This is a genomic window from Bradyrhizobium sp. P5_C12 (assembly GCF_054049735.1).
Map to the genome: position 1 here is coordinate 1 of NZ_JBFULU010000080.1, position 19,405 is coordinate 19,405.

Below are 19,405 nucleotides of genomic sequence, written 5' to 3' on the forward strand. Positions count from 1 at the left end.
AGAACAGTTGCGAGCGGGCGTGCTGCGGGTGAGCGAAGAACTCCTGCGGGGTGTTCGATTCGATGATCTGGCCGGCGTCCATGAACACCACGCGGTTGGCGACTTCCTTGGCAAATCCCATCTCGTGGGTGACCACCAGCATAGTCATGCCCTCCCTGGCGAGGTCGACCATGGTGTCGAGGACTTCCTTGACCATTTCGGGATCGAGCGCCGAGGTCGGCTCGTCGAACAGCATCACCTTCGGGTTCATGGTCAGCGCCCGCGCGATCGCGACGCGCTGCTGCTGGCCGCCGGACATCTGGCCCGGAAACTTGTTGGCCTGGTGCGGGATCTTGACCCGCTCCAGGAATTTCATCGCGTTGAGCTCGGCGTCCTTCTTCGGGATGTTGCGCACCCAGATCGGCGCCAGCGTGCAGTTCTCCAGCACGGTCAGATGCGGGAACAGGTTGAAGCTCTGGAACACCATGCCGACCTCGCGGCGGACCGCATCGACATGCTTGAGGTTCGGTCCGAGCTCGATGCCGTCGACGACGATCTCGCCCTCCTGGAATTCCTCGAGCGCATTGATGCAGCGGATCAGCGTCGATTTGCCCGAGCCCGAAGGCCCGCAGATCACGATGCGCTCGCCCTTCTCGACCTCGAGGTCGATGTCGCGCAGCACGTGAAATTCGCCGTACCATTTGTTGAGGCCGGAAATCTTGACGATGGGGCTATCGGACATGGTGAGCTCGATCAGTTGCGGCGGTGGGCGTTGAGGCGGTGCTCGACGAACAGCGAGTAGCGCGACATTCCAAAGCAGAAGATGAAGTAGATGATCCCGGCGAAGGCGAAGCCGGTGAACGCGGTCGACGGCGTCGACCATTTCGGATCCGAGAACGACGCCCGCAGCGAACCCAGGAGGTCGAACAGCGCCACGATCGAGACCAGCGAGGTATCCTTGAACAGCGAGATGAAGCTGTTGACGAGGTTCGGGATGACGTGACGCAGCGCCTGCGGCAGCACGATCAGCGAGGTCGTCTTCCACCAGGACAGTCCCAGCGCCGCAGCCGCCTCGCCCTGCCCGCGCGGGATTGCGGCGAGGCCGCCCCGAACGTTCTCGGCCTGGTAGGCGCCCGTGAACAGCGCAATGCCGATCAGCGCACGCACGAGACCGTCGACCGTGAAATTGCCCGGCAGGAACAAGGGCAGCATATAGGTGGCGAAGAACAGCACGGTGATCAGCGGCACACCGCGCCAGAACTCGATGAAGGCGATCGAGAAGATCCGGATCAACGGAATGGTGGAGCGGCGGCCGAGCGCCAGCGCGATGCCGATCGGCAGCGAGGTGACGATGCCGGTCACGGAGACCACCAGCGTCACCAGCAGGCCGCCCCACAAATTCGTCGTCACGGTCGGCAACCCACCGTGATCGAGCCCCATCACCTTGATCACGATCGCGATGGCGACGAAGGTGACGATGCTGGAAGCCAGAGCGCGCCATCCGGTTCGGATGCCGCCGCCGAGGACGAAGGCGATCAGGGAGATCACGACCGCCGTGATGGCAAAATCGGCCCACACCGACTGGCCGGTGCCCTGAATATGGTCGCGCAGCCACGTCAGCGGAAAGATCAGCCAGTAGATCGCCGTGCCGACCAGCACGATGAGGTTACCGACGACCCATAGCAGCGGACCGATGGCCGAGCTCTTGCTGAGATTGAGCAGGGCCTGTCCTGCGCCGACGATGCTGTCGTCGAACAATTGCAGCAGGCCGGCCGTCCAGCTCAGGCCGAAGCCCTTGATGCCGCCGCCGTGCAGCAGAAAGAATGCGACCACCGGAAAGGCGAAGAAGAACAGGCMGGCGTTCAGCCCTTTCGCCGGCAGGCGCGGAATGAGCAGCGGCAACAGCAGAACCACCGCCAGCACGAGCGTGAGGTTGACCCGCCAGCGCTCGGCCTCGGGGTAGAATCCGTAGATCAGCTGCGGCAGCTTGGCCTGGATGTAGGGCCAGCAGGCGCCGACGGCAAAGCCGGCATTCTCGCTCAGGCAGGCGGTCCGGTCCGTGCCGGTCCAGACCGCGTCGAACAGCAGGAACCTGACGGAGGGGACTATGGTGAACCAGAGCAGCAAGGCGCCCAGGATCGTCAGCAGGATATTGGTCGGCGAATTGAACAGGCGGGTACGCACCAGCCCGATGAAGCCCGTGGTCATGGCCGGTGCGGGACGCTCGGCGACCAGATCCCGACGGACGAAGGCGGACGAGGTGATATCGGTCATGCGCCGAGGCTCCGGCTGATACGCCACCCGTAGACGCTCATGACGGCGCTGGTCAGGAGCGAAATCAGGAGGTAGACGCCCATCGTCATGGCGATGATCTCGATCGCCTGCCCGGTCTGGCTCAACGACGTGCCGGCGAACACCGACACCAGGTCGGGATAGCCGATCGCGACCGCCAGCGAGGAATTCTTGGTGAGGTTGAGGTACTGATTGGTGAGCGGCGGCACGATCACGCGCATCGCCTGCGGCACGACGATCAGCCGGAGCGTGTTGCCGCGGCTCAAGCCCAGCGATGACCCCGCCTCCATCTGCCCGCTGTGGACCGACAAGATGCCGGCGCGCACGATCTCGGCGATGAAGGAGGCGGTGTAGGTCGACAGCGCCAGCGTCAGCGCCACGAATTCGGGGATGATCCGCGAGCCGCCGGCGAAGTTGAACCCCTTGAGCTGCGGCAGCTCGAAGGTGAAGGGCGGCCCGAACACCAGAATCGCCACCAGCGGGAGCCCGAACAGGAAGCCCAGCACATAGGGCCAGATGCGGATCACCTGGCCGCGCTGAAACAGCGCCCGTCGCGCATAGAAGCGGAGCGCAAGTGCGGCGACGACGCCGAATGCAAGTACCGCCAGAAACGGCTCGAACCCGGCTTCGCCGATCGGCCGGGGAATGACCAGTCCGCGGTTGCTGACAAAGGAGATGCCCAGCAGCGATATGCTCTGCCGCGGGTTGGGCAAGGCCGCGAGCACTGCCAGGTACCAGAACAGGATCTGGAACAGGAGCGGCAGGTTGCGGATGAGCTCGACATAGATTTCGCCGATGCGCGACAAAAGCCAGTTGGGCGACAGCCGGCACAATGCGACGATGAAGCCGATCACGGTGGCGAAGACGATGCCCACCACCGAGACCACCAGCGTGTTCAGAAGCCCGACCACGAACACGCGCAAGAAGGTGTCCGAGCCCGTATACGAGATCAGCGTCTGATTGACGTCGAAGCCGGCATTGTTCCTGAGGAAGCCGAAGCCGGCGGCAATGTGCTGGTTCTCGAGGTTGGCGCGGGCGTTGGAGACGATTTCGTAGGCAATCCAGCCCAGGATCGCCGCGAAGGCGAACTGGACGGCGACGCCGTTCCATCCGGTCTTGCCGCCCAGCACGCGCCTGATCTTCAGCGCGATCTGGGGCGGCGGTTTGCGGGCCTCGGTGCTCATCGCCGCGGGCGGGGATCGAGCGGATCAGCGGATCGGCGGCGCGTACTGGAGACCGCCCTTGTTCCAGAGATTGTTGAGACCACGGGCGATGCCGAGCGGCGAGCCCGCGCCGACGTTGCGATCGAACACCTCGCCATAATTGCCCGTGGCCTTCACGATCCGCACCACCCAGTCCTTGGTCAGCCCAAGCTGTTCACCGAAATTGCCGTCGCTGCCGAGCACGCGCTTCAGCTCCGGATTTTCCAGTTTCGCCTTCTCGTCGACGTTCTTCGCGGTCACGCCGAGCTCTTCGGCGGTGACCAGGGCAAACAGCGTCCATTTCACGATGTCGAACCACTGGTCGTCGCCGTGGCGCACCATCGGCCCGAGCGGCTCCTTCGAGATGATTTCCGGGAGCACCATGTGGTCGCCGGGATTAGCAAGCTTCAGGCGATTGGCGTAGAGGCCCGACTGGTCGGTGGTGAAGACGTCGCAGCGCCCAGCTTCATAGGCCTTGACCGTCTCATCGTTGGTGCCGAACGCGATCACCTCATACTTCATGTTGTTGGCCTTGAAGTAGTCGGCGAGATTCTGCTCGGTGGTGGTGCCGGTCTGCACGCAGACCGAGGCGCTGTTCAGCTCCAGCGCCGAATTCACCTTGAGCGACTTCTTCACCATGAAGCCCTGCCCGTCATAGTAGGTCACGCCGGTGAAGTTGGCGCCGAGCGAGGTGTCGCGCGAGATGGTCCAAGTGGTGTTGCGCGACAGCACGTCGATTTCGCCGGATTGCAGCGCCGTGAAGCGGTCCTTGGCCGACAGCGGCACGTACTTGACCTTGGTCGGATCGTTGAAGATCGCGCCGGCGATCGCGCGGCAGAGGTCGACGTCGAGCCCGGTCCAGTTGCCCTTGTCGTCGGGCGAGGAGAAGCCCGGCAGGCCCTGGCTGACGCCGCAGGACAGCATGCCTCGGTCCTTGACGGTCTTGAGCGTTTGCGCATCGGCGGCTTGGGTGGTCAGGCCGGCTGCGAGAAGAGTGAGAGCCAGGGTTACGCGTTTCATGGGCTTAGGGCCTTTCAAAGTCGTCTCAAGATCTGGAACGTTGTCGCAGGATCATCTCCGCCAGGGCTGGCTGTATCAAGGCTAGCCTTGCAAGAGTCATGCTGGAAACCTTGCCGAACACTCGCCCATCCCGGGAGGCCATACCTTCATCCCCGCCGCAGGCGCCCCGCCGTTATGGCTCTGGCGCATGGTCCGGTCAGACGATGGATCGAAGGTCGCGGCAGGCCCCTCAACATGCGGCGACTGAATAGCACCTGCGCATCACAGAACGACTGGCGAGCCGGGTCAAGGGGTTGACGGGACTCTTCTGTGTTCTGTTATTAACGGCGCGGCCTCCGGCCGGCCCGCAAGGCGCAGCTCGCGTCCGCGGAAACGCGCTTTTTGAAAGCAGACGCATGGATTCCTCGCACCCCCTCAAGCAGCAGGCCGAAACCCGGCTGGTCACCTCCGGCCGCGACACCAAGGCGCAGAAGGGGTTCGTCAATCCGCCGGTGTTCCACGGCTCGACCGTGCTCTATCCGACCGCCGAGGACCTGCACGCCCATCGCGGCGAGTTCACCTATGGCCGCCACGGCTCCCCGACCACCAGGGCGTTCCAGGAGACGCTGATGGCGCTGGAGGGGCCGCAATGCGCCGGCGTCGGCATCGTGCCCTCGGGGCTGTCGGCGATCTCCACCACCCTGCTCTCGGTGCTGAAGGCCGGCGACCACATCCTGGTCTGCGACAACGTCTACCGGCCCTCGCGCAATTTCTGCAACGGCATGCTGTCCCGCCTCGGCATCGAGACCACCTATTTCGATCCGATGATCGGCGCCGGCATCGAGGCGTTGTTCAAGCCGAACACATGCGCGGTGCTGGTGGAGGCGCCGGGCTCGCAATCCTTCGAGATGCCCGACATCCGCGCCATTGCCGAGGTCGCTCATGCGCGCGGCGCGCTCGTCATCGACGACAACACCTGGGCAACCCCGCTCTATCACCGCTCGCTCGAACAGGGCGTCGACATCAGCATGCAGGCCGCGACCAAATATATCGGCGGCCATTCCGACATCATGTTCGGCACCATCTCGGCCAACGGCAGGGCATGGCCACAGATCGCCGAAGGCATCCGCCTGCTTGGCGTCTGCGCCGGCCCCGACGACGTCTTCCTGGCGCTGCGTGGCCTGCGCACGCTGTCGGTGCGGCTCGCGCAGCATCATCGTTCGGGGCTCGAGATGGCGCGTTGGCTCGCGAGCCGTCCTGAGGTCGCACGCGTGCTGCATCCGGGGCTCGAGACCGATCCGGGACACGCGATCTGGAAGCGCGACTTCACCGGCGCCTCCGGCCTGTTCAGCATCGTGCTGAAGCCGGCCCCGCAGCAGGCGGTCGACACCATGCTCAACACGCTAAAACTGTTCGGCATGGGCTTTTCCTGGGGCGGCTTCGAGAGCCTTGCGATTCCCTTCGACTGCGACGCCTATCGCACCGCGACCAAGTGGGCGCCGGGCGGGCCGACGTTGCGTCTTCACATCGGGCTCGAGAGCGTCGACGATCTCAAGGCGGATCTCGATCGCGGCTTCGCTGCCCTCAAAGCGGCAATGTGAGCCTGCTCACCAGGCATCGCGCCGCGGGAACGAGCAACCGACGCAAACGTTAACGGCGATGCGCCAACAAAGGGTTTGATCCTCAAGCATTTGGCGCTAGCCTCACCAATCGACTCTCATCCGGACACGGAGCATGGGAACGTTGGTACTGCTCGATCTGATGGGCGGCGTGGCGCTGTTGCTGTGGGGCCTGCACATGGTCCACAGCGGGATTCTGCGGGCCTTTGGCCCGGACCTGCGACGCCTGCTCGGCAAGGCGCTCCGTAACCGCTTCAGCGCCTTTGCCGCGGGCCTCGGGTTGACGGCGCTGCTCCAGAGCAGCACCGCGACTGCGCTGCTCACCAGCTCCTTCGCTGCCGAGGGCCTGCTCAGCCTCGTCGCTGCGCTCGCCATCATGTTAGGGGCCAATGTCGGCACGACGCTGATCGTGCAGGTGCTGTCGTTCAACATTGCGGCTGTTGCGCCGGTGCTGTTCGTGCTCGGACTGGTCGCCTTCCGCTCGGGCCCGCGCTCGCGCATCAAGGACATCGGCCGTGTCCTGATCGGCCTCGGTCTGATGCTGCTGTCGCTGCATATCCTGCTCGACACGCTGGCGCCGGCCGAGAACGCGCCCGGCGTCCGTGTCGTGATGGCGGCGATCACCGGCGATCCGATTCTGTGCATCGTAATCGCCGCGCTCGTCACCTGGGCGGTGCATTCGAGCGTCGCCAGCGTGCTGCTGATCATGTCGCTGGCCTATTCGCAGTTCATATCGCCCTACGCGGCTTTGGCGCTGGTGCTCGGCGCCAATCTCGGCAGCGCCATCAATCCCGTGTTCGAAGGTGCGAAGCGCGACGATCCCGCGAGCTATCGCCTGCCGGTGGGCAATCTCGTCAATCGCGTGGTCGGTATCGTTCTCGTGCTGCCTTTCCTCGGTCCGATCGCCGAGCACCTGCACGCCTGGCAGCCCGACCTCGCCAGGATGACGGCGGCGTTCCACATCGCCTTCAACGTCGGCACCGCAATCATCTTCATCGGCCTGCTCGACACCCTATCGCGGCTGTTGACCCGGCTGCTGCCCGATCGCGTCCAGGAGACCGATCCGGCCCGGCCGCGCTATCTCGACGAGACCGCGCTGGAGACGCCATCGCTGGCGCTCGCCGATGCCGCCCGCGAGACCCTGCGCATGGGCGACCTCGTCGAGGTCATGCTGCGCAAGGTGATGGCCGCGATGATGACGGGCGACCGTGCGCTGGTCGACCAGGTCTCGAAGATGGACAATGCCGTCGACGGCCTCGACGAAGCCATCAAGCTCTATGTCACGAAACTGATGCGGGGCAGCCTCGACGAGAGCGAGGGCCGGCGCGCGATGGAGATCATCTCCTTCGCCATCAACCTCGAACATATCGGCGACATCATCGACAAGAGCCTCAGCGAGCTTGCGACCAAGAAGATCAAGCGCCGCTTCCAGTTCTCGCCCGAGGGCGCCGAGGAGCTCGCCGCCTTCCACAAGCGCACCATGGACTCGCTGCGCATCGCCTTCGGCGTGTTCATGTCGGGCGACGCCAACGAGGCGCGCAAGCTGCTGGTGGAGAAGACCGCGCTGCGCAACACCGAGCTTGCCGCCGTCGAGCGCCATCTCGACCGGCTGCGCGAGGGCCGCCCCGAGACCATCGAGACCACGTCGCTGCATCTGGACGTGCTGCGCGATTTGCGCCGCATCCATTCGCACATCTGCTCGGTCGCCTATCCCGTGCTGGACGCGGCCGGCGAGCCCTATCGCAGGCACGAGGCCGATCAAGCCGCCCTGCCCGCCTCACGCGCGGCGTCGGCGTTGCCGCGATAACCCGGCGCGAACGAGAACCGCACCTCCCGAAAGCACGAGGCCGGCGGTGCTGAACGCATCAGCTCAACGTTCCAGCGTCTGCGAGGCGCGGGTGCGGTTCTTCACGATCAGCATGATATTGCGGATATAGATGATCGTCGCCAGCGCCTGTCCGAGGATGATGACCGGCTCGCGCTTCACGACGCCGTAGACCAGCGTCATCAGGCCACCGCCCATCGAGCAGAACCAGAACGCCATCGGCACCACGCTGTTGCCGGCGCGCTCGCTTGCGATCCATTGCACCAGGAAGCGCGCGGTGAAGAACAGCTGCGCGATCAGGCCGAACGCCAGCCAGAAATCGAACTTGGCGACGAAGACGTCGTAGAGATAGTTGCTCAGCGCCTGACCGTATTGGATGATCATGCCTTCACCTCAGTCACATCTGGTGTCGGCTTCTTGCGGCGGATCAGCCACCACACGCCGGCGAGATCCATGATGCCGATCCACAGCCGGTCGAAGAAACCGTAATTGGACACGCCGGAGCGGCGCGGCCGGTCGATCACGTCGACATAGGCGATCTCGTAGCCCTCGCGGCGTACCAGCGCCGGCAGGAAACGATGCAGCCCGTCGAAATAGGGCATTGTCAGGAAGACCTCGCGCCGGAACGCCTTCAGCCCGCAGCCGGTGTCGCGCGTGCCGTCCTTCAGAATCGCGTTGCGAACGCCGTTGGCGACGCGCGACTGGAATTTCTTGAAGCCGGTGTCCTTGCGGCCGACACGCTGCCCTGCGGCAAGTCCGACGTTGCTGCCCTTCTCGACCGCCGCGATCAGGTTCGGCAGGAAGGCTGGATTGTTCTGGCCGTCGCCGTCGAGCGTCGCCACGATCGCACCGTGTGCTGCGCGTACGCCACTGCGCACCGCCGCTGACTGGCCGCCCGATCTGGCATGGCGGAGCTGACGCAGATTGTCCCGCCGCGTCATGATCGCCGCGAGCCGTTCGCCGGTCGCGTCGGTCGAGCCGTCGTTGACGTAGATGATCTCATAGGCCCAGCGGCCGTCGAGCGCCGCGCTGATCTCCTCGATCAGGGGCGCGATGTTGTCGGCTTCGTTGCGCACGGGAACGACGATGGAAACCGAAGGCTGGGACGACGACAAATCGAAAACTCGTGGTTGGATTGGCCTGCCGCGGGAACCGGCGGCCCTGGCAGGCAGCCGCTTTTATGGGGCGGATGCCCCGCGGGCAACCCTTTTGAGGCGGCTCGCGACCGGCCCCGGAAGGGCCACGATGGTGCCGTCGGCGCGGATGGCAAAGCCGAGCCTTCGGGCCGCAAACCAGTAGCGAACCGCCATTGCGCCGACGATGCCGACCAGGGCGCCGGCCACGACATCGCTCGGGTGGTGCGCGAGCAGCACCAGCCGCGTCAGCAGGATCACGATTGCGTAAGTGAACATGAACACGCGCAGGCGCGGCCATAGCGCCGAGACCGCGAAGGCCAGCGCAAATGCCGTCACCGCGTGACCCGACGGCAGGCTGGCATAAGCCCCCGTTCCCTCGAACGGTATGAAGTTGAACGGGTTGGCGCTGCCGCCGACGAACGGACGCCCGCGGCCGATGAGATATTTCAGGATCTCGGCGACCAGCACGGAGAAAGCAACGGACAGAAACACGAATTGCAGCCGCGTGCCGAGGCCAAGCAGGAGCGTTCGGCGGGTGCCGGGCAGTCCGGCCGCGACGAGAGCCAAGACCACGAGCGCTGTGGCCAGCACCGAGAGCACATACTCGTCCTTGCCGAAATCGGTGAGGATGCGGATCGGCCATAGGCCGGGCGTGCCGCGCACCGGCATCAGTAGGATCTCGGTCTGATCGAACGCGACCATCAGCGCAATGATCACGGCCGCACCGGCCGCGCTGAGCCACAGCGAGTGCCGCGCCAGTTTTCGCGCAGCCTCGGCGCGGCGCGAATGCGAGGGCGCGCGCACGAGCTGCGCCAGGGCGCGCCCCGATACGGCGAGCAATTGCGCGGGATAGCTCGCGCGCGGCGCGATGACGGATGGCGCCGGCATCCTACTCGGTGCCTTCCGAGCGGTAGATCGCGATCGAGATCGCGCGTCCTTGCGAGAAATTATAGCCGTCGATGCGCGTGCCGACCTTGTAGCGCAGCCCGGTCGCCTCGGCCCGCTGCACGAAGCTGCGCTCGGAACGCTGCTCGATCAGCGCGAAACGGCAGCTCCCCTGCCTGAGGAAATCGGCCGCGCCCGAGCCGTCGGTGAGCAATGTCTGTGTGCCCGTCAGGAAGACGAGGCTCGGTTCGTGATAACCGGCCGATGCCGCCTTCGGCCCGACGCAGGTGACGTTGCGGAGCGCCCGCGCGATCTCGATGCTCGGAAACAGCGGCGTCAAGGACGGCAGCACGATGCCGTAAACCGTCACGGCCAGCATCAGTGCGGCGACCAGCGCGTTGAGCAGCGAACGCTCGGCCCGATTGTTGTCGTAAAGCCACCAGGCGAACAGCCCGAAGATCAGCGAGGCCGCGATGAACGGCCAGGCCGCGAAGGCCGGCTGCCGCGTCAGCATGACGGCGCCGACCACCGCGATGATCGAGCCGGCCACGGGAATCGCGAACCACCAGGCCGAACCGCGCATCAGCCAGGACCGCGACAGCACGCGCCGTTCCAGCGCGCCGGCGGTGAGAATCGCGATCGCCGGATACAGCGGCAGCACGTAATGCGGCAGCTTGGTCAGCACCGCCTCGAACACGATCCACGACGGGACCAGCCAGGCCAGCAGGAATTGCGCGCCGGGCTCGCGCCGCGCGCGCCAAACCGCGGGCGCCGCCATCGCCGCGAGCGGCGCGCCCGGCCAGAACGTGATCCAGAACAGCGCGAGGTAAAGCCCGGGCGGTGCGCCATGGGATTCCTGTGCGCCGATCTTGCTCAGCATGTCGCCGCCGACCGAGTCGGCGAAGAAGGCGTCGCCCGCGCGCCAGAAGATAGCGATGAACCAGGGCAGCACCAGCACCAGCATCCACATCAGGCCCCAGACCGGGCGCAGCCGCCACAGCCAGGAGGCATCGCGATCCTGGATCGCCAGCGCGACCACGGTCAGACCTGCGAACATCAGGATCAGGGGGCCCTTGATCAGGATGCCCACGGCCAGCGCGGTCCAGAAGATCGCGGGCCAGCTCCAGGGCGGACGCGTCTCGTCCTCGGCGCGTTGCCAGGACAGGTAGGCCCGTGCCATCGCGCCCATTGCGGCGACCACGCAGAACAGCAGCATCGCGTCGGTCTTGGCGAGCCGCGCCTCGACGCCGAGCAGCACCGAGGCGCACATCATCAGCGCCGCCAGCACCGCGGCCCGGCGCGTGACGAAGCCGAGCGCGGCCCAATAGGTCATGAGCACGGCGCCGATCGCCCCGATCAGCGACGGCAGACGGTAGACCCAGATCCGCAATTCAGCCTTCGGCAGCTTGAGTGCCGTGGCGGCTTCGACCGCCGCCGATTGCAGCCAGTAGATGCCGACCGGCTTCTTGTAGCGGACATCCTCCTGGAAGCGGATGTCGACATAGTCGCCGTTCTCGACCATCTGCTTGGTCGCCTGCGCGAAGCGCGCCTCGTCGCGGTCGATCGGCGGAATCGTGAAGAAGCCTGGCAGGAACAGCAGCAGCGCGCACAGCACCAGGAAGGCGACCGCGCGGGCGTGGCTGGCCGTGACGACGTCGAACATCAGCACGAGCCGGCTGCCCGGATTTACGGGCGATTTCGGCTCGCGGGGTGCTCCAAAACGGGGGCTTGGGTAGGTCTCGACCATCGGTTCCGCATACGCTGAAACCGCCGTTCCCACAACCGCTTAGCATCAAGTCATTGAATTCGAATGACAACTGTGTCCGCGGCGCCAGTGGCGTCGATCACGGTGAGCCTTGCAAAGCCCGGCCCTGGCGGCTCGATCAGCCGCTGCCGCCGGCCGTCGATCTCGCCGAGCGCGGTTCCATTGACCAGGATGGTCATGGGCAAGACGCCGCCGGCGACCTTCACCGGCATGGCGGCGGCCTCCGGCCCGGCGGAGCGGTCGACGTCGATCCGGGATCCGTTCAGCGGGAACTGGATGTGCGGGGCCTGCTCGCCGCCTGCCCTGACCAGTTCGCCCACCGGGCGGAACCGCTTCAGGGGCAACGGCAACTTGGCGTTGCTGGCGGCCAGGGTTCCCTTGGGTGGCTTCGGCAGCGGTGCCGGCAGCTTGCCGGTCCGGGCGAAGGCGTCGAACAGGATGGGCGCGGCGGCCACGCGGCCAATCAGGCCGGGAACCGGCGCGCCGTCGGGACGGCCGACCCAGACGCCGATGGTCATGCGGCCATCGAACCCGACCGACCAGGCGTCGCGATAGCCGTAGGAGGTGCCGGTCTTGAAGGCGATGCGGTTGTGGGCGGCGTTTTCCGGCGGCGGCGTGCCCTGGAGCACGTTACCGACCTGCCAGGCCGCGACCTGATCCAGGAGCCGGAGCGACTCGCGGTCGTCCTTATCAGCCATGACCTCGCGCAGCGGCTTTGTGGTGCCGAGCCGGGCGAGACCCGTATAGAGCTGCGCGAGGTCCTGGAGCGTCACGCCGACGCCGCCGAGGCCCATGGCGAGCCCGGGCGCTTCGTCCTTGGGCAAGACGAGATTGCCGCCGGCCTGACGCAGCCGCGACGCCAAACGGCTCGCGCCGACGCGGTCGAGCAGCACGATGGCCGGAACGTTCAGCGACAATTGCAGCGCCTTCCTCACCGGCACCGTGCCCTGGAACGTCATGTCGAAATTTTCCGGCGCGTAGGAGCCGAAGCGGACCGGACGATCGTCGATCAGGCTCTCGGGGTGGACGAAGCCATCCTCGAAGGCGAGGCCGTAGATGAAAGGCTTCAGGGTCGACCCCGGCGAGCGGATGGCGCGGGTCATGTCGACCTGCCCTGCCCGCCGCTCGTCGAAATAATCGGCCGAGCCGACGCGGGCGAGCACATCGCCGCTGTCATTGTCGGCGACGATGATGCCGACCGAGATGTTCGGGCCCAGCGCAATGGCACGATCGCGCGCCAGTGGCTCCAGCACCTTCTGGAGATTGGCATCGAGCGTCAGCTTGATGACCGGCGTGTCCTTGATGGTCGAGAGCGCCGTGTCGGAGGCATGCGGCGCCAGGATCGGCATCGGCTTGCGCAGCTTCGGCACCGGCACGAGCTTGGCCTGCCTGGCGTCGTCGGCGCTGACCTGATGCTCCTCGACCATGCGGTCGAGCACGCGGTCGCGCGCGATGCGCGCAGCTTCGGGGAAGCGGTCGAGCCTGCGCGTCTCCGGCGATTGCGGCAGGGCAACCAGGAGCGCGGCCTCGGCCAGCGACAGCCGCTTCGGCTCCTTGCCGAGATAGGCGATGGAGGCGGCGCGGATGCCTTCGAGATTGCCGCCGTAAGGCGCGAGCGCGAGATAGAGGTCGAGGATCTCGCTCTTGCTCATGCTGCGCTCGATCTCGATCGCACGCACGATCTGCCGCAGCTTTGCGTAGATCGAGCGCTGCCGCCGCGGCTCCATCAGCCGCGCAAGCTGCATGGTGATGGTCGAGCCGCCCGACACGATGTGGCCGCGCGTCCCGAGCTGCAACGCGGCGCGCCCGAGCGCGAGCGGATCGATGCCGTCATGGGCGTAGAAGCGCTGGTCCTCATAGGCCAGCAGCAGCTTGAGATAGGTCGGATCGACATTGGTCCTGGCGTCGACCGGCAGCCGCCAGCGCCCGTCCGCCATGGCATAGGCGCGCAGCAGTTTTCCGTTGCGGTCGAGGATGGTGGTGGAGACGGCGCGAGCCTCGTCGAGCGGCAACGGGCCGAGGGAGTAGACCCAGCCGACGAAGCCTACGATAGCGAGGATGAAGGTGAAGGCGGCAGCTGAGAGGAGGCGCAGTGCCGCGCGCCCTGCTCCACGCCCGTCATTCCGGGGCGGCTCGAAGAGCCGAACCCGGAATCTCGAGATTCCGGGTCTGGTCCTTCGGACCATCCCGGAATGACGAGAGCTGTTATCGCCTTCGCTCATCTCACTCACTTCGCCGCCCGCACCTCGACATTGCCCGTGCCCGTGCGGCCGTAGCGCGAGGGGTTGTACATGTCCTCGACATAGGCCTGCGGCAATACGTATTTACCCGGCGAAACCGCGCGGACAACATAGGCGACGGTGAACACCGACTTGGAGTCCGAGGCCCGGTCGACCGCCGCGGTGAAGCGGTCATCGCGGAACTCGGTATCCTCCGGCTCCTCGCCGTCCTCGATCCAGTCCAGCGTGCCGCTGTCACCCGACGACACCAGCTTGGGATTGTCGATCTCGAGGCCCGCCGGCAGATAATCGGACACCATGATGTGGCCGTACTCGGGCTTCGCCTCGGTGATCTTCAGCACCACCGCGAAGCGCTGGTTCTGCTTGACCTTGCTGATGTCGGCGGGCTTGCCGTCGAGCGTGAAGTAATTGCGCTCGATCTTGAAGCCGTTGGATGCCGCCGGCTCCGGCGTCACCGGCGAGCCCGACACCGAGACCACCGCCTGCACCGGCGCGTCGCCGGTGTTGGTGATCTTCAGCGGCTTGCCCTCCAGCGTCACAGCCTTGTAGCTGCGGTAGAGCGCGGTCTTGACCGGCTGGCCGTCGACCTCCATCGACAGGTTCTCTTTCGCCAGCGCGCGCGCCGCCAGCACCAGCCACGCATTCTCCTGCGTGGAGGTGTAGGGCGTCAGCCCACGCGCGGTCTCGACCCGCGACACCGCCTGCGTCAGTGTCGCCTTCGGCGCGTTGCCTTCGCTCGCGAGCGAGACCAGCGCCGCGGCGTCGCGGAGCTGCGAGCCGTAATCGGTGCGGCCGAATTCCAGCACCGGCTTTGGCGCCAGCGAGTCGAGCGCCGCGCCATAGACGCGCTCCGCGCGGTTGCGATCGCCGACCAGCGCCAGCGCGGCCGCGAGCTGCGACTTCGCAATCGGGGTTGCGAGGTTGGAGAGCTTGGTATCGGCGAGATAGCGGAGGTCACCGATCGGTGCCGCGCCGTTGCGCGCGAGCACGTAGAGGCCGTAGGCGAGATCGCGCCCGCCGTCCTTCTCCGGCTCGTTGCCGTTGACGACGGCGTTGCGGATACGATCCAGCGCGTTCTTGAACAGCACGTCCGGCACCACAAAGCCCTTTTCACGGGCGCGGGTCAGGAAGTCCGTCACGTACGCATCGAGCCAGGCGTCGTCGCCGCCGGCCGACCACAGTCCGAACGAACCGTTGGAGCCCTGACGGGCCAAAAGCCGTTCGATCGCGTCGCGGATGCGCTGGTCGACCTCGGTGTCCATGGCCAGATGCGCGCCGGCCGCGAGCTCGTTGACATAGAGCAGCGGCATGGCGCGGCTGGTGATCTGCTCCGAGCAGCCATAGGGATAGCGGTCGAGCGCTTTCAGGATCGTCGCCGCATCGAGCGCGGTCGAAAGGCTCGCCGAAACCGAAACGCTTCCGGTGCCCGGCACGAGATCCGAGAACATGTCCGAGGTCAGCGTCAGGCTCTCGCCCTTGGCCAGCGTCCGGATCGAGCGCCGCGCCAGCACCTGCGTCGCCGCCTTGACGTCGAGCGCGTAGTGGCGCGCCAGCGCCAGGCCATTCGGTCCCTTGATGTCGACGTCGAGCGTCGCTTGCCCCGCCGCCGTCGCGTCGATGGCGAGCGCGAAGGAATTGCGCTGCTTGGCGGCGAGCTTCACCGTGGTGGCTGGATTGCCGGTCATCTTCACCGGGCCGCCCGTTTTCACGTTGATGACGTAGTCGCCGGCCTGGCCCTCGACATTGTCGATCTCCAGATTGACCGTGCCGTGATCGCCATTGAGCAGGAAGCGCGGCAAGGTCGTCGTCAGCACCACGGGATCGCGGATCACGACGTCGGTGTTGGCGCGGCCGAGCTTGGTCGCGGTCCATGCCACCGCCATCACGCGCGCGGTGCCGGCGAACTCCGGAATGTCGAAGCTCACCTCCGCGGTGCCGTCGGCGGCGACGGTGACGATACCCGAATAGAGCGCGAGCGGCTTCTGCGCCGGCGGCGAGCCCTGGAGCTCGGCGGCCCCGGCGTCACCGCCGGACTTGATCTGGCCGCGCGTGCCCGACATGCCGTCGATCAGCTGCCCGTAGAGGTCGCGGATCTCCGCGCTCAGGCGGCGCTGGCCGAGATAGTAATCGTCCGGCGCCGGCGGCTTGTAATTGGTGAGGTTGAGGATGCCGACATCGACCGCGGCGATGACGATTTTGGCGTCCTCGCCCGGATTGAGCCCGTCAAGCTTGACCGGGATCTTCAGCATCGCATTCGGCCGGATCAGCGAAGGCGGCGTCAGCTTGACCTGGAGCGTGCGGGTCTGCTTGTCGATACCGAACCATTTCAGCCCGATGGCCCGGCCCGGCATGCGCTGCGCGGCCGCATCGAGCGGACGGCGCAGCGTCGCCACCACATAGGCGCCGGTGCCCCAATCCTTGCCGACCGGAAGCTTGACCTGCGCAGTGCCTTCCTTGACGTCGATGGTCTGCGTCGTGAGCAGGCGATCGCCGAGCACGTTGACGGTGAGCTTTCCGGCAGTGCGGACGTTCACCGACACCGTCATGGTGTCGCCGGAAGCGTATTGCGGCTTGTCGATCGAGGTCTCCAGCAGGTCCGGCGTGTCAGCGCTGCCGTCGGAGTACCAGCCGACGTCGAACTGCACCGAGGTGACCGGGCCGTCGGCGTCATTCGATTTCACATCGAGCCGGTAGCGGCCGGGCCGCGGCGCCAGCGAGATGCGCGAGGGCTTGTCGGCGGCGATCGTGACGTCGCCATCAGAGACGCGCGAGGTCGACTTGACCGGCTCGTACTCCCAATAATTGTTCTGGCGGTACCATTGGTAGCGCGACTCCATCTTCAGGAGCTCGTAGCGCAGGCCGTCGCGGGGAAGCGTCTTGCCCTCGGGCGAGACGAACAAGACGTCGAACTCGGCCTTGTCGCCCTCGGCGACGTTCTTGTCGCCGAATAGCGGCTTGATGCCGATCATGGCGTTGGCCGGCGCGACCGGCAGCACCAGCTTGCGCTCGACGGCGCGGCCGCCGGTCTCGACCATGCGGACGAAGATCTGCGCTTCCTGCGGACGCGTCGAGGCGGGCTGCTTGTCGAGCGTCACCGGGAAGGTCGCGACACCATTGGCGTCTGCCTCGGGCAGGTTCTCCAGTGGCGTGCGCTCGTTCGAGGTGGTCTCTTCGTCGGCGACGCCGAACTGGTAGCCGGCAAAGCCCGGACGCTCAGTGGCGGGCGCGATCAGCATGTCGCCTTCGAGCTGGAGGCCGGAGGCCGGCGCGCCATAGAGGAAATGACCGTCCGCCTTGAGCTCCACAGGAGCGTTAGCTTTGATCAGCTTGTCCTTGGCGGACAAGTCGAATTCGATCCGATCAGGAACGTAATCCTCGACCATGAAGGTGGTCTCGCCGACCGAAGAGCCCTTCGGGTCGGTGAAGGCACGCACCCGCCAGGTCCCGGTCGGGACGGCGGAGTTGAGCGGCACAGCCAGCGTGCGCCCGCCGGCGCCCTGGTCGGGGAGCACGGCGCGACGGAATTCGACGCCATCCGGACGCTCGATCACCAGGCTCAACGGTCCACCGGTGACGGCATTGCCCTGCCCGTCGCGCAGCAGCGCGGTGAGATAGACGGTTTCGCTGGAACGGTAGACGCCGCGCTCGGCATAGACGAAGGCGTCGGCGCCGGCCGGCACCACGCGCCCCGCGACGCCGCGGTCGGACAGATCGAAGGCGCTCGTCTTCAGGCTGAGGAAGGCATAGTCGGCCTTCTCGCCGGTGACCGTGAGCATGGCCGGCGACAATCCGCCCTCGCCGCGCGCCAGTCCCGCCTCGAACAGCACGTGGCCGCTGTCGTCGGTCTTGCGCGTCGCCAGGATCTCGTTGTTGCGCGCGACCAGCCGCACCTCCGCCTTGCCGACCGGATCGGTCGAGGCCAGCGAGTTGACGAAGACGTGGATGCCGTCATTGCCGGAATAGGCCGACACGCCGAGATCGGAGACGATGAACCATTGGGTTGCGAGCTGATAGTCGTCGTCTGAGCCCGGCCCCTTGGCGGCGGCCGTCATCACGTAAACGCCGGCCTGGAGATCGCCGAGCGCCTGGTCGACCGGGAAAGCGGTGGTGACGTCCTGGTTCAGCGTCATCGCGGTCGCGAGCTCGCCGGACCAGACTTTTACGCCGCGCTCGTCGCCGAGGTCGGTGAGTTGATATTTGGACAACGTCTTCTGGAAATCGCTGTCGACCACCGTGTTGATCAGATTGCGGTCGCCGATCCGGAACACGTTGATGTTGACCGCCGGCGTGTTGACGCTGACCACGGGAATGCCGCGCTGGCCGGTCCTGGGCAGCACATAGGCGCGGCTGGTGAAGCGCACGAACGGCTTGCGATCGCGCACATAGATGTTGAACTCGGCCGATTTCGGCAGGCCCTCCTTCACGGTCGACGGCAGGCCGGCGCGCAGATTGACGTTGTAGCGTTCGCCGTGCTTCAGCCCGTCGACGCAGAGCTGCTTGCCTTCGGCCGACAGCGCCGGCTTGTCCTGGCCCGCAAGCGCCAGGTATGGCGCGAAGTCGGTGCGTTTTGCCAATTCCTCGGAGAACTGGAAGCAGGCGCGCGGGCTCGCCGAGTCCGAATCCACCGTATAGTCGAGCAGCCGGAAACCGTGCTCGTCGCGCAGCTTCTCATATTGGCCGCGAACGTCGGCGACCTCGCGCATGTCGAGCGACAGCCGCAGCGAATCCAGCGCCGGCCGCCACAGCTTGCGTTCGGCGAGCGATTTTCCGAGCACGGCGAGCGCGTCGGCCTCCTCGCCGGGATTGCCGGCGCGCTGGTAGGCGATGTAGGCCGCGGTCGAGGCGCGCTCCAGCAGGAAAGTCTGCTCGCTCGAGCTCTTCGGGCTGATCTGGAAGATGACCCGCGCCAGCCGCAGCCAGTTGCCGGCATCCTCGGGCGTGGTCGCGGCGATCTGGCCGAGCACCGACAGGCCGCTGCGGAAATCGTTGCGCCGGAACGCGGCGTCGGCGTCGGTGCGCAGCGTCGCGCTGGTCTTGGCGACCGGCCCGGCCTCGCTCTTGATCTGGGCCTCCAGCTTGATTGCGGAATCGGCGAGATCGTCGCGCTTGAACGCCTTGTCGGCTCCTTGCGCGGCCGCAAGGCCGAACGCCAGCGTGGCGCAGAGTGTGACGGCGCGGATCAGACCGATCATGATGGACTCCAGAAATCCCTGAGAGGATCGCGGACGAGCGCCGCGGTGGCATGAAGTGCGCGGAAAGGTGACGGACTCAAGGCGATGGAACCAAAGGTGCAAAACGCCGCATTCGCCATGACAAGGCAAGCCCTGAGGAGACCGATCGCGATACCGCCGCGCACGCCGTCCTGATGGCGCAGCCATACCTGACCAGTCGACCGGCGGCCGTGTCCCGGAAGCTAGCCTGCGTTCCCGGCGATGTGATCCATCGTCCAGTCCGCGGCCGCTC

The 19,405-nt window shown here is 66.2% G+C and carries 12 protein-coding genes; 2 read left to right on the forward strand and 10 right to left on the reverse strand.

Features of this window, described 5'->3' with window-relative positions; translation table 11 throughout:
* The 4 genes from ACXJMY_RS36175 to ACXJMY_RS36190 form a co-directional block, all read right to left on the reverse strand.
* Positions 1–721 (reverse strand): amino acid ABC transporter ATP-binding protein (locus ACXJMY_RS36175; protein ID WP_456624130.1); only part of this gene is annotated, 721 nt, incomplete at its 3' end.
* A gap of 11 nt (positions 722–732) precedes the next feature.
* The gene (locus tag ACXJMY_RS36180; protein ID WP_456624131.1) at positions 733–2,253 is read right to left on the reverse strand and encodes an amino acid ABC transporter permease; all 1,521 of its coding nucleotides are present in this window, start codon (positions 2,251–2,253) and stop codon (positions 733–735) included.
* Positions 2,250–3,455, reverse strand: coding sequence for an amino acid ABC transporter permease (locus ACXJMY_RS36185; protein ID WP_456624132.1), 1,206 nt, complete (start codon positions 3,453–3,455; stop codon positions 2,250–2,252). Before ACXJMY_RS36185 ends, ACXJMY_RS36180 begins: the two co-directional genes overlap by 4 nt.
* Before the next feature lie 24 nt (positions 3,456–3,479).
* The gene (locus tag ACXJMY_RS36190; protein ID WP_456624133.1) at positions 3,480–4,493 is read right to left on the reverse strand and encodes an amino acid ABC transporter substrate-binding protein; all 1,014 of its coding nucleotides are present in this window, start codon (positions 4,491–4,493) and stop codon (positions 3,480–3,482) included.
* 395 nt (positions 4,494–4,888) lie between these two features.
* Here ACXJMY_RS36190 and metC point away from each other — a divergent pair, with 395 nt between their 5' ends.
* A complete protein-coding gene (gene metC / locus ACXJMY_RS36195; protein ID WP_456624134.1) occupies positions 4,889–6,073 on the forward strand; it encodes a cystathionine beta-lyase in 1,185 nt (394 codons plus the stop codon).
* A gap of 133 nt (positions 6,074–6,206) precedes the next feature.
* A complete protein-coding gene (locus tag ACXJMY_RS36200) occupies positions 6,207–7,898 on the forward strand; it encodes a Na/Pi cotransporter family protein (RefSeq protein WP_456624135.1) in 1,692 nt (563 codons plus the stop codon).
* A gap of 63 nt (positions 7,899–7,961) precedes the next feature.
* On the opposite strand, the gene ACXJMY_RS36205 is transcribed toward ACXJMY_RS36200, so the two are convergent.
* The 6 genes from ACXJMY_RS36205 to ACXJMY_RS36230 all read right to left on the reverse strand — a co-directional run bounded on the left by ACXJMY_RS36205 (position 7,962) and on the right by ACXJMY_RS36230 (position 19,134).
* Positions 7,962–8,300: a lipid-A-disaccharide synthase N-terminal domain-containing protein gene (locus tag ACXJMY_RS36205; RefSeq protein ID WP_456624136.1), complete on the reverse strand. Its 339-nt coding sequence runs from the start codon at positions 8,298–8,300 to the stop codon at positions 7,962–7,964.
* The gene (locus ACXJMY_RS36210) at positions 8,297–9,031 is read right to left on the reverse strand and encodes a glycosyltransferase family 2 protein (protein ID WP_456624137.1); all 735 of its coding nucleotides are present in this window, start codon (positions 9,029–9,031) and stop codon (positions 8,297–8,299) included. The genes ACXJMY_RS36205 and ACXJMY_RS36210 overlap by 4 nt, the downstream gene beginning before the upstream one ends.
* A 63-nt stretch (positions 9,032–9,094) precedes the next feature.
* The gene (locus tag ACXJMY_RS36215; protein WP_456624138.1) at positions 9,095–9,940 is read right to left on the reverse strand and encodes a phosphatase PAP2 family protein; all 846 of its coding nucleotides are present in this window, start codon (positions 9,938–9,940) and stop codon (positions 9,095–9,097) included.
* A 1-nt stretch (position 9,941) separates the two neighbouring features.
* Positions 9,942–11,684: an ArnT family glycosyltransferase gene (locus ACXJMY_RS36220; RefSeq protein WP_456624139.1), complete on the reverse strand. Its 1,743-nt coding sequence runs from the start codon at positions 11,682–11,684 to the stop codon at positions 9,942–9,944.
* 50 nt (positions 11,685–11,734) lie between these two features.
* Positions 11,735–13,924, reverse strand: coding sequence for a penicillin-binding protein 1C (pbpC, locus tag ACXJMY_RS36225; RefSeq protein WP_456624140.1), 2,190 nt, complete (start codon positions 13,922–13,924; stop codon positions 11,735–11,737).
* Positions 13,925–13,929: 5 nt separating this feature from the next.
* On the reverse strand, positions 13,930–19,134 hold the full coding sequence (locus ACXJMY_RS36230) for an alpha-2-macroglobulin family protein (protein WP_456624141.1): 5,205 nt from the start codon (positions 19,132–19,134) through the stop codon (positions 13,930–13,932).
* Positions 19,135–19,405: the final 271 nt, after the last annotated feature.

What these genes read in the sequence shown, in the direction of transcription:
- ACXJMY_RS36215 (WP_456624138.1), bottom strand. Translation starts at nt 9,940, where the DNA reads ATGCCGGCGCCATCCGTCATCGCGCCGCGCGCGAGCTATCCCGCGCAA.
- metC (WP_456624134.1), top strand. Translation starts at nt 4,889, where the DNA reads ATGGATTCCTCGCACCCCCTCAAGCAGCAGGCCGAAACCCGGCTGGTC.
- ACXJMY_RS36190 (WP_456624133.1), bottom strand. Translation starts at nt 4,493, where the DNA reads ATGAAACGCGTAACCCTGGCTCTCACTCTTCTCGCAGCCGGCCTGACC.
- ACXJMY_RS36230 (WP_456624141.1), bottom strand. Translation starts at nt 19,134, where the DNA reads ATGATCGGTCTGATCCGCGCCGTCACACTCTGCGCCACGCTGGCGTTC.
- ACXJMY_RS36205 (WP_456624136.1), bottom strand. Translation starts at nt 8,300, where the DNA reads ATGATCATCCAATACGGTCAGGCGCTGAGCAACTATCTCTACGACGTC.
- ACXJMY_RS36200 (WP_456624135.1), top strand. Translation starts at nt 6,207, where the DNA reads ATGGGAACGTTGGTACTGCTCGATCTGATGGGCGGCGTGGCGCTGTTG.
- ACXJMY_RS36220 (WP_456624139.1), bottom strand. Translation starts at nt 11,684, where the DNA reads ATGGTCGAGACCTACCCAAGCCCCCGTTTTGGAGCACCCCGCGAGCCG.
- pbpC (WP_456624140.1), bottom strand. Translation starts at nt 13,924, where the DNA reads ATGAGCGAAGGCGATAACAGCTCTCGTCATTCCGGGATGGTCCGAAGG.
- ACXJMY_RS36185 (WP_456624132.1), bottom strand. Translation starts at nt 3,455, where the DNA reads ATGAGCACCGAGGCCCGCAAACCGCCGCCCCAGATCGCGCTGAAGATC.